Here is a 24220-nt window from a genome sequence, read left to right on the forward strand (position 1 = left end):
GTGGCAGAAATTGCCAAAGTGAGGGGGAAACACCCTGATGATGCAGTGACTTCAGTCATTTACGACTAAAATTATTAACGTTAACTTTATTATCTGAGTAAGTGGCTTTAAACCCAGGAGCCAGATAATCGCCAGCGGGTAAGAATTTGCCTGTTGATTTTTGTGCTTCATCACAACTTTGCTTTATCACAAACCGTCGATCGAGGAGAGATTATGAACAAGGTAGCTCAATATTATCGTGAGTTAGTGACATCACTGACTGAACGCTTGAAAAATGGTGAACGTGATATCGATAAGCTGGTGGACAGCGCTGAACAGCGGCTGGATGCTGTAGAGGAGTTAACCCGCAGTGAAGTTGAGCAAATCATTCAGGCGGTGCGCCGTGATCTGGAAGAGTTTGCGCGTAGCTACGAAGAGAGTAAGGATGAATTCACTGACAGTGTATTTATGCGGGTGATAAAAGAGAGTTTATGGCAGGAGTTGGCCGATATCACCGATAAAACCCAGCTAGAATGGCGCGAGGTGTTTAAAGATGTTAGTCATCATGGGGTTTATCACAGTGGTGAGGTTGTCGGGCTAGGGAATCTGGTCTGCGAAAAGTGCCATCATCATCTCGCCTTCTATACCCCGGAAGTGCTACCACTCTGCCCAAAATGTGGTCATGACCAATTCAATCGCCGGCCATTCCAGCCTTAGCCCTGTGAAGTAGGATTTGCCCCTCTCTATTGAGGGAGGGGCGATGTAATAATCTAATGTTAGTGCAGATTAATGCAGGATTTTTGCCAGGAAGTCTTTGGCGCGGTCAGATTTAGGATTGTTAAAGAAATCATCTTTGTTGCTGTCTTCGACGATTTTCCCTTCATCCATAAAGATAACCCGGTTAGCCACTTTGCGGGCAAAACCCATTTCGTGGGTCACCACCATCATGGTCATCCCCTCCAGTGCCAGTTTGACCATCACATCCAACACTTCATTGATCATTTCCGGATCAAGGGCTGACGTGGGTTCGTCAAACAGCATCGCGATGGGGTCCATGCAGAGTGCACGAGCAATCGCCACTCGTTGCTGCTGGCCGCCAGATAACTGCGAAGGGAATTTATCGGCGTGGGTTGTCAGACCGACACGCTCCAACAGTTTCAAGCCCTTTTCGCGCGCGGCGGCTTTATCGCGCCCCAACACTTTGATTTGCGCCAGTGTCAGGTTTTCAATGATCGACAGGTGTGGGAAGAGTTCGAAGTGCTGGAACACCATCCCTACTTTGGAACGCAACTGCGCCAAATTGGTCCCTTTATCATTAACACCAATACCATTAACCGTAATGCTGCCTTTTTGAATAGGTTCCAGCCCGTTGACAGTTTTGATTAAGGTTGATTTACCTGAGCCGGAAGGGCCGCAGACCACCACGACCTCACCTTTTTTAACTTCGGTGGTGCAGTCAGACAGCACCTGAAAGTGGCCGTACCACTTAGAAACATTTTTCAGGGAAATCATCAAACAGTCCTTTTCTTCAAATAGTTAACCAGCATCGACGCGGCAATACTGATAACGAAATAAACTAAACCGGCAAACAGCACCATTTCGACCCGAGTGCCGTCCCGCTCGCCAATGTTGGTGGCGGTGCGGAAAAAATCGGCCAGACTAAGGACATACACCAGTGATGTATCCTGAAATAACACTATTCCCTGAGTTAACAGCAGCGGCACCATGGCGCGGAAAGCTTGTGGCAGGATAACCAATCTCATCGACTGGCCCTGTGTCATGCCCAACGCTAAGGCGGCGGAGGATTGCCCACGGGAGATACTTTGAATCCCGGCGCGAATAATCTCTGAGTAGTAGGCCGCTTCAAACAGCGAAAAGGCTACCATGGCAGAGATTAACCGAATATCAGTTTTTGGTGATAAGCCCAGCACATTTTGTAATAAGCTCGGGACCACCAGATAAAACCATAACAGCACCATGACCAACGGAATAGAGCGGAACACGTTGACATAGACGGTCGCAAACCAGCTGATAGCTTTAATCGGTGACAGGCGCATCACCGCCAGAACGGTTCCCCAGATAATCCCAAACACGATAGCGGTGATAGTTATCTTGGCGGTCACCACCAAGCCTTGCAGCAGGTAAGGAATGCTTGGGCCGATAGAACTCCAATCAAATTCGTACATTATTTACTCCCCAGATTGCCGGGTAACTGCACTTTCTTCTCAACTAATCGCATCACCAGCATGATCACGGCATTGATCAGCACATAACCAAGGGTGATGGCGGTGAAGGACTCATAAGCGTGAGCTGAATAATCCAGCAATTTACCCGCTTGTGCCGCCATATCCACCAGACCGATTGTTGAGGCAATCGCTGAGTTTTTAACCAGATTAACCATTTCTGAGGTCATCGGGGGAATAATCACCCGGTAAGCATTCGGCAGTAAAACATAGCGATAAGTCTGTGGCAGGGTTAACCCCATTGCTAGACCCGCCGCTTTCTGACCACGAGGCAGAGATTGAATCCCGGCGCGTACCTGCTCGCAAACCCGTGCTGCGGTGAATAAGCCAAGGCAAATCACGGAGGAGAGGAAAAACTGGATGTTCGGGTCTAGCTCGCTTTTAAACCACATGCCAATATCAACTGGCAACAGTTCAGGGACCACCAGATACCAAGTAAAAAATTGCACAATCAGGGGGACGTTACGAAATAACTCAACGTAACAGGTGCCGATTCCTGACAGAATTCGATTGGGCACGGTTCTTAAAATGCCAAACAGTGAACCAATGAAGAAGGCGATCACCCATGCGCACAGTGATAACGCAATGGTGACTTGAAAGCCGGACCAAATCCAGCCGAGATAGGTGGTATTGCCGAAAGGGGCAGCTTGCAAGAAAATGCCCCAGTTCCAGTCTATTGACATAACGAACTCCCTTAAAAGGATGGATAAGCCATCCTGATGACTGATGATTCAATGCGTTGCGGCCTCCCGAGGGTTAACAAAAAAATGCGGAGTGGGGAACGGCCACCCCGCATCAAGTAACCCAATCGGTCCATCATCAATCAGTAGGGCAGGCAGTGCCCGCCCTGATTATTATTGTTAGTTCAATGCTTTATCGTTAGGTGCTTTGAACAGCGCCTTCATTTCATCAGACAGTGAGAAATTCAGGTTAAGATTTTTAGGTGGAATTGGGTTTTTGAACCAGCGATCAAATGACTTCTCAGCCACACCTGAGGTTTGTGCGGTGGCGATGGTCTCATCCAATAGCGCTTTGAAAGCAGGGTCATTTTTACGCAGCATACAGCCGTAAGCTTCCTGAGACTGCGCCGTACCGACGATATCCCATTGATCTGGTTTCTTCGCTTTTGCACGTTCGCCAGCCAACAGCGCATCATCCATCATAAAGGCGACAGCACGACCACTTTCCAGTGTGCGGAAAGAGTCACCATGGTCTTTGGCGCTGATGATGCGCATATTCAAGTTATCTTTTTCATTCAGCTTATTCAGCAGAACTTCGGATGTGGTACCGGATGTTACAACGACAGTCTTACCAGCCAAGTCTTTGAAATCTTTAACTTCAGAACCTTTTTTGGTCAACAAGCGGGTGCCGACAACAAAAATGGTGTTAGAGAACGAGGCTTGTTGCTGACGTTCCAGATTATTGGTGGTAGAGCCACACTCGAAATCAAAAGTGCCATTTTGCAGCAGTGGAATACGGTTTTGTGAGGTGATCGGAATCAGTTTTACCTGCAAATCAGGTGCGTTAAGTTTTTTCTTAACCGCATCAACGATCAGATCAGAATAATCTTGTGCATAACCCACCACTTTCTGCTGATTATCATAATAAGAGAATGGAACGGAAGACTCACGGTGGCCCACAACGATAACGCCACTGTCTTTAATTTTCTTCAGAGTATCAACGGAGGCTTCCGCTTTCGCTGCGGGTTGCGCTGCCGCTTCTTCTGCTTGGGCTACGCTACTTGCCATCCCAGCTAACAGTAGCGCTAACGCCAATTTACGCATATGCATGGTCCAACTCCTTTGCTGTTGTTTTATTACTTAATGTTGTGTTTAAAAACAATGTCGTACAAAAAACGGTGTGCAGCTAAATGTTGTTAGGCGAGAAATCGTTTTATTTCGTTTTGGTGTCACAACCACCGATGTTTTGTTCGCTAACACTGAATTTTCGCTGTTACTTGTATCAGATTATCTGTAAAAAATAGCAAATTGTTATGCAATTGATGAATAAATGTTTGTTTTTTGAGACGCGAATCGCACCAAATAGAGGCAACAAAAGCCTACTGCACTTCTGTGGTGCGTGATGCGCCCCATAAATGTGCGGGCGAAAAAACGCCACCCTTCATTCGAAACTACCCTTTGCGTGCCGACTGCGGCAATACCCTACAATGACTAAATGCTTGGCGGGTATTCGCGGACAGTTAACACATTATGATTAGAATCAATGCAAGGTCTGTGCCAGTCGCGGGGAGACGAGGGGGATAAAGCCCTGCTGATTGAGGGCTATCGGCGAGAAATGGGGGCAGCTACCCAGCGGTTGCTTTTAACAGCGGGTCAGCTTAATTGATGATTATTGAGTGCCAGATGGGCCTTAAACACGTCCAGTGCCGTCGGAACATCTTCTTTTCCCACATGTTTTTTAGGATTCCACAGGTCGGCAAAGGTAATCGCACGGCCGCAGTGAATGAATACTTCATCCACTTCAATCACTAATATACTGAGGGCAGGGTGGCCATTTTGGCTGAAACGCGCACAAAGCTCAGGATCAACCGAAATTTTTGCGCGACCATTCACCCGAAAACCTTCAGTCCAGCCGGGGATCAGGAACAAAATACCGACAAATGGGTTATGCAGTAGATTGCGGATACCATCAAGGCGATTATTCCCTGGACGGTCTGGTAGCATTAAGGTTTTGCTGTCCTGCACATGGATAAAACCTGGCTCTCCGCCTTTTGGCGAGCAATCTATCCCGTTAACACCCAGTGTGCCCAACACGGCAAAAGGCGCTGCGGCGATCAGCTTTTTAGCATAATCATCAATGTGATCTATCTGTTTCTTCATTACATTTTTGTTAGGCGGGGAGTAATGTTCGTTTAATTGCGCTTCGGTGGTGAGGATAAATTCAGGATTCAGTGACATAAGGCTCTCAAATTGCAAATCATGCTAATTATTTGTACTAAGCGGCAAGATAACAGCCGTGATAACGATTCGCAATACCGATAGTGGGGGAATAAAGTGAGGCTGCGAGCATGTTGATGGCATGCCCGCAGAGAGGGTTATTTTTTGTCAGCACGGCAGCGTACGGCATGGTACAGCGTTAATGCCCCAAGAACCCATGTGATAATCCACATCGGCCATGAGCCAAAACGGGCGTAAGGTGTGACACCGGTTGTTGGCGTGACTTTAACTTCCAGCACCTGCTGAGTGAATTGCGGGATCTGCGCCAGCACTTCACCACTCGGGCCAACTGCCGCAGTAATACCATTGTTGGTGCTGCGCAGCAAAGGACGGCCCAATTCAAGGGCGCGCATCCGTGCCATCTGGAAATGCTGCCATGGCCCGATAGAGTGACCGAACCAAGCATCGTTTGAGATAGTCAGCAGGAAATTGGTATCAGGGTTAAAGTTATCCCTCACCTGTTGACCCAGCACAATTTCATAGCAGATGGCGGCAGTCAGGTTAAATCCGGCGACCTTGAGCTGGGGTTGTACATAACCCCCTCGGCTGAATGATGACATTGGTAAATCAAAGAAGGGAGCCAGCGGGCGCAGCAGAGACTCTAGCGGCACAAACTCACCAAAGGGAACCAGATGATGTTTGCTATAACGATTTTGGGTCGGATACTGATAGGGCTCTTTGCCCCCCAACACAATGATGCTGTTGAAGAAGTGGTAGTCTTTGCCCTCAGGGCGACGCTGAGCATCAACAATCCCGGTAATTAGGCTGCTGTGGTTGGCCCGCATCAGGTCATCAACCATCGTCAGGAAAGGAGCCTGATCGGTTTCAATATCAGGAATAGCAGATTCCGGCCAGATGATAATGGGGGCTTTCCCCATGAATGGGCGGGTTTCATCCAGATAGATTTGTAGTGTGCTTAGCAGGACTTTGGGGTCCCACTTCATTGACTGAGCGATATTACCTTGCACCATTGCGATATTAACTGCGCGTTCAGGCTCTGGCGTGAACCAATGCCACTGGCGCAGTGGCATTGGCAGCAATAGCAGTGCCAATGCTACAACCGCAGCCGTTACTCGGCGCTGATAGCAGGCGTAAACCAGCAACCCACTGATTGACATCAACATAAAGGTGATGCCATCAACACCAAGAATCGGTGCGATACCTTGCAATGGGCCATTAATCTGGCTGTAACCAAATTGCAGCCACGGGAAGCCGGTCAACACCCAGCCGCGTAGGAACTCAGTCAGTTGCCACACGACCGGTGCGGCAATAGCCAGCCGCCACCACGTCGTTTTCGGGCAGATTCGAGCCAATAGACCGGCGAACAGTAGGGTATAGAGCGACAGATATGCCGCCAGTAACACTACTAGGAAGATGTTGATTGCCGTCGGCATCCCGCCAAATTCGGAAATACTGACATACACCCAGTTAATACCAGTGCCGAACTGCCCCATCCCCCAACAAAAGCCAATAAACGCGGCTTGTTTGGTGCTGCGATTCAGTGTCAGGCTGAGTAAGCCAAAGAGCGAAACGATAGCCGCGGGCCAGTGATCGAATGGCGAATAGGCCAGCGTGCCGCAGGCGCCAAAAAATAGCGCCAGTAGGGCGCGAACCCACTGGCGTTGAAGGTATGAAGCGATAGGCATCGAGAATTTATTCTTCCAGTTTGGGTTGCGGGGCATCATCCGGGATTTTTACGTGAACTTGAATGATACGTCGGCTATCCGCCATAGCAACTTTAAATAGGTAACCTTCAATTTCAATGGTTTCACCTCGGGAAGGTAAGTGGCCAAAAGCTTGCATGACCAAACCGCCAATGGTGTCCACTTCATCGTCGCTGAAATGGGTGTTGAAAACTTCATTGAAATCTTCAATTTGGGTCAGCGCACGAATGGTATAGGTGTGCCGACTGAGTTGACGGACATCTCTGTCTTCTTCATCGTCATACTCATCTTCTATCTCGCCAACGATCAGCTCAAGAATATCTTCAATGGTCACCAGCCCTGAAACACCGCCAAACTCATCAATGACAATGGCCATGTGATAGCGCTGAGAACGGAACTCCTTCAGCATCCGATCGACACGCTTACTTTCTGGCACTACAATCGCCGGCCGTAAGACTTTATCAATGCTGAATGGCTCGGAGTCTGTGCGCATAAACGGCAACAGATCCTTAGCCATCAGGATACCTTCAATGTGATCTTTATCTTCACTGATCACCGGAAAGCGGGAGTGAGCAGATTCAATAATCACATCCAGACACTCATCCAGCGTTTGATTACGCTTTAATGTGACCATCTGAGAGCGGGGGATCATGATGTCCCGCACACGCTGTTCGGCGATATCCATCACGCCCTCTAGCATGTCTCGGGTATCAGGATCGATCAGATCGTTCTGCTCAGAATCACGGATAAGCTCTACCAAATCACCACGGTTTTTAGGTTCACCGTGGAATAACTGGTTAAGGATGAGAGTAAAGAACCCTTTCTTGGGACTGGGGCTATCATTGTTTTGTGAGTGGTCGTCGCTCATGGCGTTTTAGTTAAGTTTACCCATATTAGTGATCATTATTTCAGCAGCGGTAAATTCACACTGCTGACGGTTTATTCGGGGTCTTTCTCTGAAATATAGGGATCTGGATAACCCAGACTCTGCATGATTTCAGTCTCAATCGACTCCATTTCTTCTGCTTCATCGTCAACGATATGGTCATACCCTAGCAGATGGAGACTGCCGTGAACAACCATATGCGCCCAATGCGCAAATAGTGCTTTCTCTTGCTCGACAGCTTCTTGTTCAACAACCTGACGACAAATGATTAAATCACCCAATAACGGCAGTTCAATTTCAGGTGGCGCCTCAAAAGGGAAAGACAACACATTGGTTGATTTATCTTTACCACGATAGGTCAGGTTCAACTCATGGCTTTCCGCTTCATCCACCAAGCGGATGGTGACCTCAGAGACAGCTTGAAATTGAGGTAACACTGCTTCTAGCCACCGCTGAAAATCAGCTTCTGTCGGTAAACCCTGACTATCGGCGCAGGCAATTTGTAAATCGAGTATAACTTGGCTCACGGAGCCTCCTGCTCAGACGGGGTATGATTTTCCCGCTTACGTTGTTCGGCAATAGCCTCTTTGCGTTTTTGTTCTGCCGCTTCCCAAGCTTCATAGGCGATAACCACCTGTGCGACCACCGGGTGGCGGACCACATCTTCGCTATGGAAGAAATTAAAGCTCAGCTCTTCTACTCCAGACAACACTTCAATGGCGTGGCTTAAGCCAGATTTTTGGTGACGTGGTAAGTCAGTTTGCGTGATGTCACCGGTAATCACCGCCTTGGAGTTGAAGCCCATGCGCGTCAGGAACATTTTCATCTGTTCGATAGTGGTGTTCTGGCTCTCATCCAAAATGATAAACGCATCATTCAGAGTACGGCCCCGCATGTAGGCCAGAGGGGCGACTTCAATCACATTGCGCTCAATCAGTTTTTCAACCCGTTCGAAGCCTAGCATTTCAAACAGGGCGTCATACAGTGGGCGCAGATAAGGGTCCACTTTCTGGTTCAGGTCACCGGGCAAGAAGCCGAGTTTTTCACCCGCTTCAACCGCCGGGCGGGTCAGCAAGATACGCCGCACATTCTGGCGCTCCAGTGCATCGACTGCGGCGGCAACCGCCAGATAGGTTTTCCCCGTACCGGCTGGACCAATGCCGAAAGTAATATCGTGATCGAGAATATTGGCGATGTACTGGGCTTGATTGGGTGTGCGGGGTTTGACCATCCCTCGTTTGGTTCGGATATTCACGGCTTTACCGTAATCCGGCACACTCTCAGCGGTTTGCTCCAGCACGCGGCTCTCTTTTACCGCGAGGTGGATATCTTCTGGCGAGATATCTGGGATCACACCCCGAATTGGGGCGGTATCAACATACAGATGGCGCAGGATATCTGCCGCTGCAACCACGCAGATATTCTTACCGACTAACTTAAAACGGTTATCACGGCGATTAATTTCGATGCCTAATCGGCGCTCCAACTGTTTAATGTTGTCATCAAAAGGACCACACAGGCTCAGCAAGCGCTGATTATCGGCGGGTTCCAGTAAGATTTCTTGTGTCACTACGTGCAAACTGTTTCTCTGAGTCACTGCGTTCCTCTGGGTATATCATTCATCGATATAACGTCAATCATACATGTCATTTGAGAATTATTCATGGTACACGACACAGACGCAAGTTTACGTCTTTCTGTGCCTATTCAAATAGTGGTTGCTGTGCGGTGCAACTTAAACAGTCTGAATCTGCGCAGCGTCACACTAAAATAAAATAGGCACTGACAATGCAGCGCCTACTTAATGCGAGTTAACTCGCAGAATCAGGTGTTAGGGAATTCGGTATCAGGGGTGATACTGACCCACGCTGATCTCATTCTCTTTACGCGTGCGGGCAATGACCGATTGCGGTGATTCATGTACTCGCAGATCCATTTGGTCTTCAGTCCGAAGCAAAATACCGCGCAGTGAGCTGGCATAAACATCAATAATTTCCACATCAACGAACTGGCCAATCATGCTTGGTACTCCTTCAAAATTCACCACCCGGTTATTTTCAGTGCGCCCGGCCAGCTCCATGGCATTTTTGCGGGAGGGGCCTTCCACCAGAATACGCTGCACACTGCCAATCATCTTACGGCTGATTTCCATGGCCTGTTGAGTAATGCGCTGTTGCAAAATATGTAGCCGCTGCTTTTTCTCCTCTTCCGACACATCGTCTGGCAGATCCGCCGCAGGTGTACCGGGGCGTGAAGAGTAGATAAAGCTGTAGCTGGTATCAAAATGGATATCCGCCACCAGTTTCAGGGTTTGCTCAAAATCATGCTGAGTCTCACCGGGGAAACCGATAATAAAATCAGAGCTAATTTGGATGTCGGGCCGCGCTTGGCGCAGTTTGCGGATGATAGCTTTGTATTCCAGCGCGGTGTGGGCGCGTTTCATCATGGTTAAAATGCGGTCAGAACCACTTTGTACTGGCAGATGCAGGAAGCTCACCAACTCAGGAGTATCACGATAAACATCAATGATATCGTCGGTAAACTCAATGGGGTGGCTGGTGGTAAAGCGCAGACGGTCAATGCCGTCAATGGCGGCAACCAAGCGCAATAATTCGGCAAAACTACAGATATCGCCATCATAGGTAGGGCCACGATAAGCATTCACATTCTGACCAAGCAGATTTACTTCCCGCACACCCTGAGCTGCTAACTGTGCGATTTCAAAGAGAATATCGTCACTTGGACGGCTGACTTCTTCGCCACGGGTATAAGGCACCACGCAGAAAGTACAGTATTTATTGCAGCCTTCCATGATAGAGACAAATGCAGTCGGGCCTTCAGCGCGAGGCTCCGGCAGGCGGTCAAATTTTTCTATTTCAGGGAAACTGATATCCACCACCGAGCTGTGTGAGCCTTGTACGTGGTTAATCATTTCCGGCAAGCGATGCAGGGTTTGTGGCCCGAAAATAATATCGACGCAGGGTGCGCGCTGGCGCAAATGTTCTCCTTCCTGCGAGGCCACACAGCCGCCGACACCAATGATCAGCTCGGGATTTTTCTCTTTCAGTGATTTCCAGTGGCCCAACAGACTGAACACCTTCTCTTGGGCTTTTTCGCGAATAGAGCAGGTATTGAGCAGCAGTAAATCAGCGTCTTCAGGGGTCTCTGTCAACTGGTAGCCATGGGTACTGGCCAACAAATCAGCCATTTTAGATGAATCATATTCATTCATCTGGCAGCCCCAAGTTTTGATGTGCAGTTTTTTAGTCATTGGATTATTCATCATAAAAATCACATCGCGCGGCATTTCGTGCGGTGTTTTGCAAGCGAGAGTGGTGCCCCGCAATTGAACGGTAGTTAGCGTAAAGTCTAAGTCATTGAGGGGTATTGTAGTCATTTGCTGGTGCGATGACCACCGTATAACGGCTTACTTATTCTGATGCAGGATGAAAAATCCGGTACACTTATGCCAAACAAAATACTTGTCTATGCAAGTGTTATTTTAACTTTTTAAAGCATAACTAAAATGAATAAATCGCAACCAAATTATGATGTTGTGGTCGTCGGCGGTGGCATGGTTGGCGCTGCTGCTGCATTAGGGCTGGCACAAACAGGCTGGTCCGTGGCGTTACTAGAGCATGAGGCTCCGGCTCCGTTTGAGACCAATAGCGTGCCGGATTTACGGGTTTCCGCCATTGGTTGTACTTCGGTGACATTGCTAAAGCAGCTTGGGGCTTGGTCAAAGGTCCAGCAGATGCGCTATGCACCTTATCGTCGATTGGAGACTTGGGAACAGCCTGGCTCGCAGGTTATCTTTGATGCAGCATCACTTTCGCTGCCTGAACTGGGTTTTATGGTTGAAAATCGAGTTTTGCAGTTAGCACTGTGGCAACAGATGGCAGAGTGCCAAAATTTGACGTTGCTGTGCCCGTCACGGCTGCAAAGTATGGTTAGAGTAGACGACTACTGGAAAATTACGTTAGATGCGCAGCAAGAGATACAGGGCCATTTAGTGGTAGGTGCGGATGGTGCGAACTCTCTGGTGCGGCGTTTGGCAAGTATTGGCACCAGTGGCTGGCAGTATCGCCAGTCTTGCATGTTAATCACGGTAGAAACCGATACCGCTCAACAAGATACCACTTGGCAGCAGTTCTTCCCCTCTGGGCCACGTGCTTTTCTACCGCTGTTTGATCACTGGGCATCTCTGGTCTGGTACGACAGCCCACAGCGTATCCGCCAGCTTCAGGCGATGCCGATGACACAATTGAATCAGGAGATCGCGGCAGCCTTTCCGTCCCGTCTGGGGGAGGTAAAGGCGATAGCTGCTGGTTCTTTCCCGCTAGTCCGTCGCCATGCGCAGCAATATGTACAGCCCGGGCTAGTGTTGCTTGGGGATGCGGCCCACACCATTAATCCTTTAGCAGGGCAGGGCGTTAATTTGGGGTATCGGGATGTTGACGCGTTGCTTAATGTGTTGAATCAGGCCCGTGAACTGGCTGAACCTTGGTACAGTGAGCAGGTACTACTGCGTTATCAGCGCCGTCGCCGTACCGATAATCTGGTGATGCAAAGTGGTATGGATCTGTTCTACACCGCCTTCAGCAATGACTTACCGCCCGTGAGATTTGTGCGTAATTTAGCGCTGATGGCTGCGCAGCGTGCCGGTAAGCTTAAAGAGCAAGCATTGAAGTATGCGCTGGGGTTGTAGGGGGATTGGGTTAGGTTAGGTGTCAGGTTCGGTTGATTACCGAGCTAATTCACCTAATCAATAACTCACAGATACTTTCCCAATTCACTATAGAGCTCAGCGGATTGTGAAATTCTAAAATGCAAAAAGCCCGCCGAAGCGAGCTTTTCTAAATTTGGCTGGGGTACGAGGATTCGAACCTCGGAATGCTGGAATCAGAATCCAGTGCCTTACCGCTTGGCGATACCCCAAAAGATGGTGGCTACGACGGGAATCGAACCTGTGACCCCAGCATTATGAGTGCTGTGCTCTAACCAGCTGAGCTACGTAGCCATCCTAAAATCTTTATTTTTGAGAAATTGTATGGCTGGGATACCAGGATTCGAACCTGGGAATGCCAGGATCAAAACCTGGTGCCTTACCGCTTGGCGATATCCCAACTGAAATACAATTTTTTTTGTTACACCACAACTTTGCTGTCTTACAACTCACCATCAAAAAGATGGCTGGGATACCAGGATTCGAACCTGGGAATGCCAGGATCAAAACCTGGTGCCTTACCGCTTGGCGATATCCCATCCGCTGTGACAAACCGATGAACGAATAATGGTGCGGGAGGCGAGACTTGAACTCGCACACCTTGCGGCGCTAGAACCTAAATCTAGTGCGTCTACCAATTTCGCCACTCCCGCAAAAAGATGGTGGCTACGACGGGAATCGAACCTGTGACCCCAGCATTATGAGTGCTGTGCTCTAACCAGCTGAGCTACGTAGCCATCTTTTTCCGCATTACCTTCATCGGCGTTGCGGGGCGCATTATGCGTATATGGCCGAATTGCGTCAACTAATTTTTTCCCGAAAAAGCGCTGAAAGGGTTCGTTTGTTTGGCTTGTGAACAGTCTGATGATTAAATGAACGATAATAGGAATTAATTATTGAATTTGCCCGCAAAAGGAATCATTGGCGAGATCCTGAATCCCTGACCGGAGGCGGGTTATTCCAGATAAAAAACAAGGCCGCCAAAGCGACCTTGATAGCAGGATGTTGAACACGGATGGATTGATTATCCGCATTCGAATTCAGTTATTTATAAGCGTCCTGATGGACCCCTACCGCACGACCTGATGGATCGTCCATATTTTTGAATGATTCATCCCACTCGATAGCTTTAGCTGATGAACATGCGACTGAAGGGCCGCCAGGTACGCATTCAGCCGCACTTGGTAGCGGGAACAGCTCTTCAAAAATTTCGCGATACAAGTAGCCCTCTTTTGAGGATGGCGTGTTGTATGGGAAGCGGAAGTGAGCTGTTTCCATTTGTTGATCAGTGACTTGCTCGGCGGCTTTCTCTTTTAGTGTATCAATCCAGCTATATCCCACGCCATCAGAGAATTGTTCTTTCTGACGCCATGCAACGCTGTGCGGCAAGTAGGATTCAAAACATTCACGCAGGACATGTTTTTCCATTTTGCCATTACCGCACATTTTGTCCTGCGGATTGATACGCATCGCGACATCAAGGAAGTTTTTATCCAAGAACGGCACGCGGGCTTCAACGCCCCAAGCGGACATCGCTTTGTTGGCGCGGGCGCAGTCAAACATATGCAGGGCTAGCAACTTACGCACGGTTTCTTCATGCAACTCTTTGGCGTTTGGTGCTTTGTGGAAGTAGAGGTAGCCCCCGAATACTTCGTCAGAACCCTCGCCTGATAGCACCATTTTGATACCCATCGCCTTGATTTTACGTGACATCAGATACATGGGTGTCGAGGCGCGGATAGTGGTGACATCATAGGTTTCAATGTGATAAATCACATCGCGGATAGCATCCAGACCTTCCTGCACGGTGAAATGAATTTCATGGTGTACCGTGCCTAAGTGGTTAGCTACTTCTTTCGCAGCACGCAAATCGGGTGAGCCAATCAAGCCTACGGCGAAGGAGTGCAGCTGTGGCCACCAAGCTTCACTGCGCTCATCGTCTTCGACTCGACGGGCAGCAAATTTTTTGGTGATGGCAGAGATCACGGAGGAGTCCAGACCGCCAGACAGCAACACGCCGTAAGGAACATCCGACATCAGGTGGCTTTTCACCGCTTCTTCTAATGCGTTAGCCAGTTGTACTTTATCGGTAACATTGTCTTTGACGTTATCGAAATCAAACCAATCGCGATGATAATACTCGCGAATTTCGCCATCTTGACTCCATAGGTAGCTGCCCGCAGGGAACTCTTTGATGGTGCGGCAAACAGGGACCAGTGCTTTCATTTCAGAGGCGACATACATGTTGCCGTGTTCGTCGTGGCCCATATACAGCGGGATAATCCCCAGATGGTCACGGCCAATCAGGTAAGCGTCTTTTTCAGTGTCGTATAGGACGAAAGCGAACATGCCTTGCAGATCATCAAGGAATTCAGGCCCTTTCTCCTGATATAGCGCCAAAATAACTTCACAATCGGAGCCCGTTTGGAATGCGTATTTGTCGCCATATTGCTGACGCAAGGCTTGATGGTTATAGATTTCACCGTTAACCGCCAGAATATGGGTGCGAGCCTCATTCAGCAGAGGTTGGGCACCGGTATTGACGTCAACAATGGATAGGCGTTCGTGGGCGAGAATGGCTTTATCATTTGCCCACACACCAGACCAATCCGGCCCACGGTGGCGCATTAAACGTGACATTTCCAGCGCTTTTTTGCGCAGTTCAATGGGGTCGGTTTTAAGGTCGAGGACCCCGAAAATAGAACACATATTTATCTCCCTAACTTCTCTGCTTTGGCGGTGATGATGTTGAATTTGAGTCGTTCATCGCTGGAACTTTTTTTCGTACATTGGCTTGTGATTGATGCAAGCTATGCCCCATGACGATGCAGTCATCCGAATAATATTAAGCTGTATGTAAGAATTATATGCAAAAAACACGCCAATTTACCGAGCTGAGCTTTTGGCGCGATAGCTGATTCGGCGGCAAAAGCTTCTACTCAAAGCACTTGGCGTTGCAGCTAGGCCGCAAGCTCATTGGGTGAGTGTGCGTAGTTAGCAACCCTGCCACTTCAAAGACGAAGGGGACAAAGAGAAAATGCGCCAAAATAGGGAGGAATGGCAAGAAACTTTGGTGCATTGCACTAAAAAAGGGAGTGAGACCTAAAAAAGGCGTGGCGGCCATTGCCGCCAGCAGGGATTAGATAATATCGATTTCGGCAACAGAGGGGTAAACGTAACTCGGGCGGAATGGCATGGCTTCTATATCTGGCAATGTTGAAACGCCGGACAGGACCAAAATCGTCTCAAGGCCCGCCTGAAAACCGGCCAAAATATCGGTACGCAAGTTATCACCCACAATGACCGTGCTTTCTGAATGTGCCTGCATTTTATTCAGCGCGGCGCGGATGATCCACGGGCTGGGTTTGCCCACATAAAATGGCTTGCGACCGGAGATTTTCTCAATCGGGGCGCAGAGCGCACCACAGGCGGGCGAAAAGCCGTGACCGTGGCTATCTGGATTGGTGGCAATGAAGCGTGCGCCATTGGCGACAAAATAGGCGGCTTTATGCATCATGTCCCAGTTATAAGAGCGAGTTTCACCGACAATCACAAAGTCAGGATTGATGTCAGTGATGGTAAATCCCGCTTTATACAATTCGTGAACCAATGCGCCTTCGCCTACTACATAGGCTTTTTTACCATCCTGACGGCGCAGGAAATCAGCGGTTGCCATGGCTGAGGTGTAAAATGCACTTTCCGGCACATCAAGCCCGGCGGTGATAAAACGGTTAGCCAGATCTTGTGCTGTTTGTGACGGGTAGTTGGTCAAAATAACCAGTGGCATTCCGGCGTTTTGCACACGGGCCAAGAAATCATTGGCACCCGGAATTGCTTTATTGTCATGCAGTAATACACCATCGATGTCACATATAACGCTTTTAATTGTCATTGTTTAAATTACTCTTTTAGCGCGGTAATGAGCCACTATAACATGGTCGATTAGGGGATAGACCATGCAACTTCCTTATCAGCAGCTTAGTTTTCTAACAAGCGCTGCAACAAAACACCATTCAACATGGCGCGTTTCGCCAAGGCAAAAGCCCCGATTGCGGATTGGTGATCGAGCTGCGAAGTGACGATTGGCAAATTTTGGCGGAAATTTTTGAGCACTTGGGTGTTAATACAACCTTGAATGGCAGGAAGCAGGATTTTCTCGGCTTCAATGATTTCACCGGCAATGACAACTTTTTGCGGGTTAAATAAGTTGATGGCGATAGAGATGGCTTTGCCCAAGTAGCGGCCCACATGCTCAATCACTTCACTCGCCAGCAAGTCACCCCGATTAGCCGCTTTGCAGATAGCGCCAATATGACAATCATCCAGTGTTAGCTTGCTCGGATAGCCCTGCGAGAGCAGGTGCCGCACGCGGTTTTCAATCGCAGCATTGGAGGCGACGGTTTCCAGACAACCAAAGTTGCCGCAATAACAGCGCTCACCTAAGGGGTCAATCTGAATGTGGCCGATTTCGCCTACGTTGCCGTTACTGCCTAAGAATATCTGGCTGTTGACGATGATACCGGCCCCCGTCCCTCGGTGCAGGCGAACCAATATGGAGTCTTCGCAATCACGGGTTGCACCAAAATAGTGCTCAGCCAGCGCCAGACTACGAATATCGTGGCCGACAAAGCTGGTGACATTGAACCGATTTTGCAGGTTTTCGACTAATGGCCAGTTGCTGACACTGATATGTGGCATGTAGCGCACAATGCCTTTGTGCGGCTCGACTAAGCCTGGGAGGATAACAGCAATGGCAATCAGTTCACGTAATTTGCGCTGATAAGTATCGATAAACTGGCTGATAATATTAAACAGCGCATGTTCCAGTGTTTCTTGGGTGCGCTCGGGCAGCGAATAGTGCTCTTCACCCAGCGACTTACCACTCATATCAAACAGGGTAATGGTGGCATCATGACGGCCAAGACGGACGGCAATGGTGTGGAACTGGCGATTTTCTGTCACGATGGAGATTGCACGGCGACCCCCGGTGGAGGCTTGCTGATCGACTTCTTTGATCAGCCCGCGCTCCAACAGTTGACGGGTGATTTTAGTGACACTGGCGGGGGCTAGCTGGCTGAGATCGGCAATCTGAATGCGCGAAATCGGGCCTTGCTGATCAATAAGCCGATAAACTACGGCACCATTGAGTTGCTTCACAAGATCCACATTACCAATTTGTGACTGTCCGCCGGTGCTCATCAATAAAATTACTCGCTTATTTTAAAACCTCGTTACCGTTAACGATGGTTTTAGTGATTTTATAATCACGGGTAAAGGCAGTCAGGTTGGCTACTTTGCCGACTTCAATACTCCCTAACTGCTTATCCACGCCAATGGCGCGGGCCGCATACAGTGTCGCCATACGCAAGACTTCGTCCAGTGCAATGCCAACATGTTCAACACTGTTTTGTACTGCCTCGATCATCGTCAGTGCTGAACCGCTTAGTGTGCCATTCTCATCCACACATAAGCCATCGCGATAGTATATTGTTTTGCCAGCAAAAATAAATTGATCAATTTCAGCGCCTGCCGGTGCGGTGGCATCAGTGACCAAAACCAGTTTGTCGCCTTTTAGGCGTTTGGCATTGCGGATATTGGCCCAATCGACATGCAGACCGTCAGCAATGACACCCGTGTAAACTTCTGGTGTATCGAAAATAGCCCCAATCAGGCCGGGTTCCCGCCCTGAAATGTAAGGCATTGCATTATAAAGGTGCGTGGCGAAGCGGATACCGGCGGTAAACCCTTTGCGGGCTTGCGGGTAAGTGGCGTTCGAGTGACCCGCAGAGACCAGAATGCCGGCTTCAGTCAGTTGACGAATATATTTAGCATCAACCATTTCTGGTGCAAGGGTAACTTTGGTGATCACATCAGCATTGGCACACAGAAAATCAATCATCTCAGCGCTGGGTTTGCGAATAAAAGCAGGGTTATGGGTGCCTTTCTTCAGCGGGTTGAGATATGGCCCTTCCAGATGCAGACCCAGTGCTTTATGCTGATTTTTTTGCAAATATGAGCGCATGACATTGACTGCATGCTTCATGAACTCATCACTTGAGGTGATCATGGTTGGCAGGAAGCTGGTGCAACCTGATTTTTCATTAGCGCGTTGCATGATATCCAATGTTTCTTCTGAGATAGCCTCAAGAGAGTCATTGAATTGCACGCCGCCGCAACCATTCAACTGAACATCAATAAAACCGGGGGCCAGAATGGCACCACCCAAATCACGTATCTCAATACCAGCCGGTAGTTCATCGACAGGACAGATACGTTCGATCAATCCATCAGCCACGACAACAGCATGATTCTCCAATACTTCATGGCTGGTATAGATACGGCCGTGAGTTAAAGCGTACATCTTAGCCCCCTGATAACAATTAAAGATTTTTGACGTTTTCAGCTTCTAATTCGCGGAAATATTTTACAGTTTTGACCTTCAATTCCATCGTGGACGGCTCATCACACACCATAATGGCTTTAGCATGCAGTTGCAGGCAACTGATGGTCCACATGTGGTTGATGCTACCTTCAACAGCGGCCTGTAGAGCTTGAGCTTTGCCGTGTCCCGTCACCAGAATCATCACTTCTTCTGCATCCAACAATGTACCCACACCTACTGTAAGTGCATATTTCGGCACGAGGTTTGCATCACCACCAAAGAAACGTGAGTTAGCGATACGGGTTTCTTGGGTCAGGGTTTTGATACGGGTACGGGAAGCCAAAGAGGAAGCCGGTTCATTAAAGGCGATGTGACCGTCAACGCCTACGCCACCCATGAACAGGTTAATTTTACCGTAAGACTTAATTTTTTCTTCGTAACGGCGACACTCTTCATCGATATCCGGCGCGTTACCATTCAACAGATTAATATTCTCGGCAGGGATATCAACGTGATCGAAGAAGTTAGTGTGCATGAAGGTGTAGTAGCTTTCCGGGTGTTCTTGCGGCAAGCCGACATACTCATCCATGTTGAAGGTGACCACATTTTTAAAGCTGATTTCACCGGCTTTGTGCAGCGCAACCAAATGTTTGTAAGCTTCCATAGGCGTTCCACCGGTTGGCAGGCCCAGAACAAACGGGCGCTCAGCAGTGGGTTTGAACGCATTAATGCGATTTACGATATGACGTGCTGCCCATTTACCAACTTCGGTGGTGTTTTTCAGTGGGATAAGTCTCATCTTGCACCTCTTAGGATTGCGAATAGTGGCTATACTCTACGCGGTTTGAATCATTCAGCTAAGCGTAACTCAGATTTTGACTCATGCGTTGGTACAATGCTTCGTTCATTTTTCGAATGATAAAATAAGTTTTGTATCATGGCTAGTGTGTTGGTGCTTTTTCACTGGTTTTTGGTGACATTTATCACAAAGTAGGGGGTTTTAATTTGCGTTACGAAATAATTTTTTTACACTCCACAATGAGTCATGCGTGCTGTAAATAAATATCGTGCTGTGAATAAATATAAAGTGTGCAATGCGTTTTTCTAAAAGGTAGTGAGTCAAAATAAATAAACTACTTAAAGGGTCCGATATCGGACGAATAGGGGGAAAGGTGAATATTCTTAGTTATTTGCAAAAAGTGGGTCGGGCTTTGATGGTCCCTGTGGCCACACTGCCTGCTGCCGCAATATTGATGGGTGTAGGTTATTGGATCGACCCCGTTAGCTGGGGGGGTGATAATGCGCTAGCGGCATTATTTATCAAATCCGGTGCCGCCATTATCGACAACATGTCCGTGCTGTTCGCCATTGGTGTGGCTTACGGCATGTCAAAAGACAAAGACGGTGCTGCTGCACTGACCGGCTTTGTGGGCTTCTTGGTATTAACCACGCTCTGCTCGCCAGCTGCGGTTTCGATGATTCAAAAGATTCCGGTTGATCAGGTTCCAGCCGCCTTCGGCAAAATCAACAACCAGTTCGTGGGTATCTTGGTGGGTATCATCTCCGCTGAGTTGTACAACCGCTTCAGCAGTGTTGAATTGCCAAAAGCACTCTCCTTCTTCAGCGGTCGCCGTCTGGTTCCCATTCTGACGTCTTTCTTGATGATCGTGGTTGCTTTCATCCTGATGTACGTTTGGCCGCTGATTTATAATGCATTGGTGACCTTTGGCGAATACATCAAAGATATGGGTTCTGTTGGCGCAGGTATCTATGCCTTCTTCAACCGCTTACTGATCCCCGTCGGTCTGCATCATGCTCTGAACTCCGTGTTCTGGTTTGACGTGGCCGGCATTAACGATATTCCTAATTTCTTGGGTGGCCAACAGTCTATCGACGCCGGTAAAGCCGTTGTGGGTATCACTGGCCGATATCAGGCAGGTTTCTTCCCGATTATGATGTTCGGTTTACCGGGTGCGGCATTGGCGATTTATCACTGTGCACGTCCGGAAAATAGAGCGAAAGTGGCCGGTATCATGTTGGCGGGGGCATTTGCCGCCTTCTTCACCGGTATCACTGAACCGCTTGAATTCTCCTTCATGTTCGTCGCACCAGTGCTGTATTTCATTCACGCCGTGCTGACCGGTATTTCCGTGTTCATCGCTGCGAGTATGCATTGGATCGCGGGCTTTGGTTTCAGCGCCGGTTTGGTGGATATGGTGCTCTCTTCCCGTAACCCGCTGGCGACTCACTGGTACATGCTGATCCCACAAGGTCTGGTGTTCTTCGCCATTTACTACGTGGTGTTCCGTTTCACTATCCAGAAATTCAACTTGCTCACTCCAGGCCGTGAACTGGCTGTTGAAGGTAGCGAAGAAGATGGTTACGACGTAAACGTGAACAACACGCCAGCCGTCAATGAAAGTGAAATCAATGGCTTGGCCCGTCGCTATATTGGTGCTATTGGGGGGTCAGATAACCTAACTGGTATCGACGCCTGTATTACCCGCCTGCGTTTGAACGTGAAAGATTCTGCATTGGTTAATGACAATGTGGCGAAGCGTTTAGGGGCATCAGGGGTGATTCGCCTGAACAAACAGAGTGTGCAAGTGATTGTCGGTACGCGTGCTGAGCTGATTGCTTCGGCGATGCGCGCAGTATTAGCAGGTGGCCCGGTTCCAGCGGCAAGCACCACTGCTGCACCGGCTGCGGCCCAGCCGCAAGCTGTGATTAACAGCGCCAAAACAGCTTCATTAGTCTTGGTGTCGCCGATTACCGGTGATGTTGTGGCACTGGAGCAGGTTCCTGATGAAGCCTTTGCCAGCAAAGCGGTCGGTGAGGGTGTTGCCATCCGTCCTACCGATAAAACGGTGGTTTCTCCGGCCAACGGCACCATCGTTAAAATCTTCAATACTGACCATGCATTCTGTCTGGAAACTGAAACCGGTGCTGAAATTGTGGTTCATATCGGGATTGATACGGTGAAACTGAATGGTCAGGGCTTTACCCGCTTGGTTGAAGAGGGGGCCACTGTGGTCGCCGGTCAACCTGTTCTGGAGCTGGATCTGGCTTACTTGAATGCTAATGCGCACTCAATGATTAGCCCAGTTGTGGTTAGCAACATTGAGGATTATGCCGGTATCTCGCTGTTGGCAGGTGACTCTGTGGTCGCCGGTCAAAGCCAATTGTTTGAGATTCGTGGCAAATAATCAGTTTAGATAGGGACTGAAGTCCTGAATACCTGACCTGAGTTTTCAGCAAACTAGCGGGAAGAGAGCGATCTCTTCCCGTTTTTTTGTTTTGTTTAGGGTAACAAACGGTTGTTTCCGGGCCGGGCTTGTTGGATTATATGCGGTTATATTTGTTGCGTTTGCATTGAGGAATAGAACAATGAGTGAGGCAGAAGCCCGCCCGAGTAATTTTATCCGTCAGATCATTGACGAAGATTTAGCCAGCGGCAAACACACGTCGGTTCATACCCGCTTCCCGCCGGAGCCAAACGGTTACCTGCATATTGGACATGCGAAATCCATTTGCCTGAATTTTGGCATCGCCCAAGATTATAACGGCCAATGCAATCTGCGTTTTGACGACACCAATCCGGTGAAAGAAGACGTCGAGTTCGTTGAGTCAATTAAGCACGACGTAGAGTGGTTAGGCTTCACCTGGAGCGGTGATGTACGTTACTCCTCAGACTATTTTGACCAACTGTACCAGTACGCGATAGAGCTGATTAACAAGGGGCTGGCGTATGTGGATGAGTTAACGGCAGAGCAAATGCGCGAATATCGCGGCACACTGACTGCGCCGGGTAAAAACAGCCCATATCGCGACCGCAGTGTGGAAGAGAACTTGGCGCTGTTTGAAAAAATGCGCGCCGGGGGCTTTGCTGAAGGCACCGCTTGCCTGCGTGCCAAAATCGACATGGCGTCACCTTTCATTGTGATGCGTGATCCGGTGCTGTACCGCATTAAATTTGCTGAACACCATCAGTCTGGTAACAAGTGGTGCATCTACCCGATGTATGACTTTACCCATTGTATTTCTGATGCGATTGAAGGGATCACCCATTCACTCTGTACTTTGGAGTTCCAGGATAACCGTCGTTTGTATGATTGGGTGCTGGATAATATCTCCATTGAATGTCATCCGCGCCAGTATGAGTTCTCCCGCCTGAATCTCGAATACGCCATTATGTCTAAGCGTAAGCTGAACCAACTGGTGACTGAGAAGGTGGTAGAGGGCTGGGATGACCCACGTATGCCAACCATCTCTGGCTTGCGTCGCCGTGGCTACACCGCCGCCTCTATCCGTGAATTCTGCCGTCGTATTGGTGTTACCAAGCAGGATAACCACGTTGAAATGATGTCACTGGAGTCATGCATCCGTGATGATTTGAACGAAAATGCCCCTCGGGCGATGGCGGTTCTTGACCCGATCAAAGTGATTATCGAAAATCACGTGGCTGGGGAAGAGTGGCTGACGATGCCCAATCATCCGAATAATCCGGATATGGGTACCCGTCAGGTTCCATTTGATCGCGAAATTTACATCGATCGCGCTGACTTCCGCGAAGAAGCCAATAAGCAGTACAAGCGCTTGGTGCTGGGCAAAGAAGTGCGCCTGCGCAATGCTTACGTGATCAAAGCTGAACGTGTCGAGAAAGACGCTGAAGGTAATATCACGACGCTTTATTGCAGCTATGACGCCGAAACATTAAACAAAGATCCCGCAGATGGCCGCAAAGTGAAAGGCGTTATTCACTGGGTTTCTGTTAAACATGCCCTGCCAGCAGAAATTCGTTTATACGATCGTCTGTTTAGTGTGGCAAACCCAGCCGCAGCGGAAGACTTCCTGTCGACGATTAACCCTGAGTCTTTGGTTATCCGCCAAGGCTTCGTTGAGCCGAGCTTGGCTGATGCGGTGCCAGAGAGAACCTATCAGTTTGAACGTGAAGGTTATTTCTGTGCCGATAGCCGCTACTCTCGCCCTGATGCGCTGGTCTTTAACCGCACAGTTGGCTTGCGTGATACTTGGACTGCAAAAGCAATAAACTAAGCTTTTGCACTCAAATTCAACTTCATTGGCGTGGCTGAGTCCACGCCTTTTTTATACTTAAAAATCCCATTTGTTTAATTTGTTAAACATGAATGCCCGCCTCTTCAATTTCCTCCTTTCTGCTTTTTCTTTTGGTCAATATCGACTGATTGCCCATTTTTTCCATGATGATACAGCGAACTGTAAGTCATTCTTAAATATTCGCTTTACGAATTAACTGAGTGAAAAGTCCGATTTACCTCAGGGATATTCCCTGTTTTATTGTGTTTGCTGAAACCATTCAATATGTCAATGAGAGACGATTTCTGAGTTCACAGATGGCCTTATG

General features: G+C 48.7%; 19 protein-coding genes and 6 tRNA genes. 4 read left to right on the forward strand and 21 right to left on the reverse strand.

Annotated elements, in window-relative coordinates:
* Window positions 1-213 precede the first annotated feature (213 nt).
* Window positions 214-696 carry a zinc ribbon-containing protein gene (locus HRD69_RS11300; protein ID WP_032812917.1) on the forward strand — a complete coding sequence of 161 codons (483 nt, stop codon included), beginning with the start codon at window positions 214-216 and terminating at the stop codon, window positions 694-696.
* A gap of 69 nt (window positions 697-765) precedes the next feature.
* On the opposite strand, the gene HRD69_RS11305 is transcribed toward HRD69_RS11300, so the two are convergent.
* The 10 genes from HRD69_RS11305 to miaB all read right to left on the reverse strand — a co-directional run bounded on the left by HRD69_RS11305 (window position 766) and on the right by miaB (window position 11000).
* Window positions 766-1491 (reverse strand): amino acid ABC transporter ATP-binding protein, encoded by a 726-nt coding sequence (locus tag HRD69_RS11305; RefSeq protein WP_004873313.1) that lies wholly within the window; start codon window positions 1489-1491, stop codon window positions 766-768.
* Window positions 1491-2165, reverse strand: coding sequence for a glutamate/aspartate ABC transporter permease GltK (gltK, locus tag HRD69_RS11310; RefSeq protein ID WP_032812915.1), 675 nt, complete (start codon window positions 2163-2165; stop codon window positions 1491-1493). The genes HRD69_RS11305 and gltK overlap by 1 nt, the downstream gene beginning before the upstream one ends.
* On the reverse strand, window positions 2165-2905 hold the full coding sequence (locus HRD69_RS11315; protein WP_004873312.1) for an amino acid ABC transporter permease: 741 nt from the start codon (window positions 2903-2905) through the stop codon (window positions 2165-2167). The genes gltK and HRD69_RS11315 overlap by 1 nt, the downstream gene beginning before the upstream one ends.
* A 177-nt stretch (window positions 2906-3082) precedes the next feature.
* Window positions 3083-4012, reverse strand: coding sequence for a glutamate/aspartate ABC transporter substrate-binding protein (locus HRD69_RS11320; protein ID WP_004873311.1), 930 nt, complete (start codon window positions 4010-4012; stop codon window positions 3083-3085).
* 543 nt (window positions 4013-4555) lie between these two features.
* Window positions 4556-5140, reverse strand: a complete 585-nt coding sequence (locus tag HRD69_RS11325) for an MSMEG_1061 family FMN-dependent PPOX-type flavoprotein (RefSeq protein WP_004873309.1) — start codon at window positions 5138-5140, stop codon at window positions 4556-4558.
* A gap of 137 nt (window positions 5141-5277) precedes the next feature.
* Window positions 5278-6825 (reverse strand): apolipoprotein N-acyltransferase, encoded by a 1548-nt coding sequence (gene lnt / locus HRD69_RS11330; RefSeq protein ID WP_004873308.1) that lies wholly within the window; start codon window positions 6823-6825, stop codon window positions 5278-5280.
* A gap of 7 nt (window positions 6826-6832) precedes the next feature.
* The gene (gene corC, locus HRD69_RS11335; protein ID WP_004873307.1) at window positions 6833-7711 is read right to left on the reverse strand and encodes a CNNM family magnesium/cobalt transport protein CorC; all 879 of its coding nucleotides are present in this window, start codon (window positions 7709-7711) and stop codon (window positions 6833-6835) included.
* Window positions 7712-7782: 71 nt separating this feature from the next.
* Window positions 7783-8256 (reverse strand): rRNA maturation RNase YbeY, encoded by a 474-nt coding sequence (gene ybeY / locus HRD69_RS11340; RefSeq protein ID WP_032812914.1) that lies wholly within the window; start codon window positions 8254-8256, stop codon window positions 7783-7785.
* Entirely contained in the window at window positions 8253-9326 is a 1074-nt protein-coding gene (locus HRD69_RS11345) for a PhoH family protein (RefSeq protein WP_172984616.1), read from the reverse strand. The genes ybeY and HRD69_RS11345 overlap by 4 nt, the downstream gene beginning before the upstream one ends.
* A gap of 249 nt (window positions 9327-9575) precedes the next feature.
* On the reverse strand, window positions 9576-11000 hold the full coding sequence (gene miaB / locus HRD69_RS11350; protein WP_032813006.1) for a tRNA (N6-isopentenyl adenosine(37)-C2)-methylthiotransferase MiaB: 1425 nt from the start codon (window positions 10998-11000) through the stop codon (window positions 9576-9578).
* A 255-nt stretch (window positions 11001-11255) separates the two neighbouring features.
* On the opposite strand from miaB, the gene ubiF reads away from it, so the two are divergent.
* Entirely contained in the window at window positions 11256-12437 is a 1182-nt protein-coding gene (gene ubiF / locus HRD69_RS11355) for a 3-demethoxyubiquinol 3-hydroxylase (protein WP_004873303.1), read from the forward strand.
* A gap of 155 nt (window positions 12438-12592) precedes the next feature.
* Here the strand turns inward: ubiF and HRD69_RS11360 are convergent.
* The 11 genes from HRD69_RS11360 to nagB form a co-directional block, all read right to left on the reverse strand.
* Window positions 12593-12667, reverse strand: a tRNA-Gln gene (locus HRD69_RS11360).
* Window positions 12668-12672: 5 nt separating this feature from the next.
* Window positions 12673-12749: transfer RNA gene (locus HRD69_RS11365), tRNA-Met, on the reverse strand.
* Between the two features lie 31 nt (window positions 12750-12780).
* Window positions 12781-12855, reverse strand: a tRNA-Gln gene (locus HRD69_RS11370).
* A 64-nt stretch (window positions 12856-12919) separates the two neighbouring features.
* Window positions 12920-12994: transfer RNA gene (locus HRD69_RS11375), tRNA-Gln, on the reverse strand.
* Between the two features lie 29 nt (window positions 12995-13023).
* Window positions 13024-13108 (reverse strand) — tRNA-Leu (locus HRD69_RS11380).
* 7 nt (window positions 13109-13115) lie between these two features.
* Window positions 13116-13192: transfer RNA gene (locus HRD69_RS11385), tRNA-Met, on the reverse strand.
* A 307-nt stretch (window positions 13193-13499) separates the two neighbouring features.
* Window positions 13500-15164: an asparagine synthase B gene (asnB, locus tag HRD69_RS11390; RefSeq protein ID WP_004875631.1), complete on the reverse strand. Its 1665-nt coding sequence runs from the start codon at window positions 15162-15164 to the stop codon at window positions 13500-13502.
* Between the two features lie 430 nt (window positions 15165-15594).
* Window positions 15595-16347 (reverse strand): HAD-IIA family hydrolase, encoded by a 753-nt coding sequence (locus HRD69_RS11395; protein WP_004875630.1) that lies wholly within the window; start codon window positions 16345-16347, stop codon window positions 15595-15597.
* Window positions 16348-16433: 86 nt separating this feature from the next.
* Window positions 16434-17654: a DNA-binding transcriptional regulator NagC gene (nagC, locus tag HRD69_RS11400; protein ID WP_032814753.1), complete on the reverse strand. Its 1221-nt coding sequence runs from the start codon at window positions 17652-17654 to the stop codon at window positions 16434-16436.
* A 16-nt stretch (window positions 17655-17670) separates the two neighbouring features.
* Entirely contained in the window at window positions 17671-18816 is a 1146-nt protein-coding gene (nagA, locus tag HRD69_RS11405; RefSeq protein ID WP_004875628.1) for an N-acetylglucosamine-6-phosphate deacetylase, read from the reverse strand.
* Window positions 18817-18835: 19 nt separating this feature from the next.
* A complete protein-coding gene (nagB, locus tag HRD69_RS11410) occupies window positions 18836-19636 on the reverse strand; it encodes a glucosamine-6-phosphate deaminase (RefSeq protein WP_004875627.1) in 801 nt (266 codons plus the stop codon).
* 373 nt (window positions 19637-20009) lie between these two features.
* Here nagB and nagE point away from each other — a divergent pair, with 373 nt between their 5' ends.
* Window positions 20010-22043 (forward strand): N-acetylglucosamine-specific PTS transporter subunit IIBC, encoded by a 2034-nt coding sequence (gene nagE / locus HRD69_RS11415; protein WP_032814751.1) that lies wholly within the window; start codon window positions 20010-20012, stop codon window positions 22041-22043.
* Window positions 22044-22224: 181 nt separating this feature from the next.
* Window positions 22225-23892 (forward strand): glutamine--tRNA ligase, encoded by a 1668-nt coding sequence (gene glnS, locus HRD69_RS11420; RefSeq protein ID WP_004875625.1) that lies wholly within the window; start codon window positions 22225-22227, stop codon window positions 23890-23892.
* The last annotated feature ends 328 nt before the right edge of the window (window positions 23893-24220 follow it).

The sequence above is a fragment of the Yersinia mollaretii ATCC 43969 genome, from assembly GCF_013282725.1.
Taxonomy (GTDB): domain Bacteria; phylum Pseudomonadota; class Gammaproteobacteria; order Enterobacterales; family Enterobacteriaceae; genus Yersinia; species Yersinia mollaretii.

What these genes read in the sequence shown, in the direction of transcription:
- glnS (WP_004875625.1), top strand. Translation starts at nt 22,225, where the DNA reads ATGAGTGAGGCAGAAGCCCGCCCGAGTAATTTTATCCGTCAGATCATT.
- nagA (WP_004875628.1), bottom strand. Translation starts at nt 18,816, where the DNA reads ATGTACGCTTTAACTCACGGCCGTATCTATACCAGCCATGAAGTATTG.
- nagC (WP_032814753.1), bottom strand. Translation starts at nt 17,654, where the DNA reads ATGAGCACCGGCGGACAGTCACAAATTGGTAATGTGGATCTTGTGAAG.
- HRD69_RS11320 (WP_004873311.1), bottom strand. Translation starts at nt 4,012, where the DNA reads ATGCATATGCGTAAATTGGCGTTAGCGCTACTGTTAGCTGGGATGGCA.
- gltK (WP_032812915.1), bottom strand. Translation starts at nt 2,165, where the DNA reads ATGTACGAATTTGATTGGAGTTCTATCGGCCCAAGCATTCCTTACCTG.
- lnt (WP_004873308.1), bottom strand. Translation starts at nt 6,825, where the DNA reads ATGCCTATCGCTTCATACCTTCAACGCCAGTGGGTTCGCGCCCTACTG.
- HRD69_RS11305 (WP_004873313.1), bottom strand. Translation starts at nt 1,491, where the DNA reads ATGATTTCCCTGAAAAATGTTTCTAAGTGGTACGGCCACTTTCAGGTG.
- HRD69_RS11325 (WP_004873309.1), bottom strand. Translation starts at nt 5,140, where the DNA reads ATGTCACTGAATCCTGAATTTATCCTCACCACCGAAGCGCAATTAAAC.
- HRD69_RS11315 (WP_004873312.1), bottom strand. Translation starts at nt 2,905, where the DNA reads ATGTCAATAGACTGGAACTGGGGCATTTTCTTGCAAGCTGCCCCTTTC.
- corC (WP_004873307.1), bottom strand. Translation starts at nt 7,711, where the DNA reads ATGAGCGACGACCACTCACAAAACAATGATAGCCCCAGTCCCAAGAAA.
- ubiF (WP_004873303.1), top strand. Translation starts at nt 11,256, where the DNA reads ATGAATAAATCGCAACCAAATTATGATGTTGTGGTCGTCGGCGGTGGC.
- nagB (WP_004875627.1), bottom strand. Translation starts at nt 19,636, where the DNA reads ATGAGACTTATCCCACTGAAAAACACCACCGAAGTTGGTAAATGGGCA.
- HRD69_RS11395 (WP_004875630.1), bottom strand. Translation starts at nt 16,347, where the DNA reads ATGACAATTAAAAGCGTTATATGTGACATCGATGGTGTATTACTGCAT.
- miaB (WP_032813006.1), bottom strand. Translation starts at nt 11,000, where the DNA reads ATGACTAAAAAACTGCACATCAAAACTTGGGGCTGCCAGATGAATGAA.
- HRD69_RS11300 (WP_032812917.1), top strand. Translation starts at nt 214, where the DNA reads ATGAACAAGGTAGCTCAATATTATCGTGAGTTAGTGACATCACTGACT.
- asnB (WP_004875631.1), bottom strand. Translation starts at nt 15,164, where the DNA reads ATGTGTTCTATTTTCGGGGTCCTCGACCTTAAAACCGACCCCATTGAA.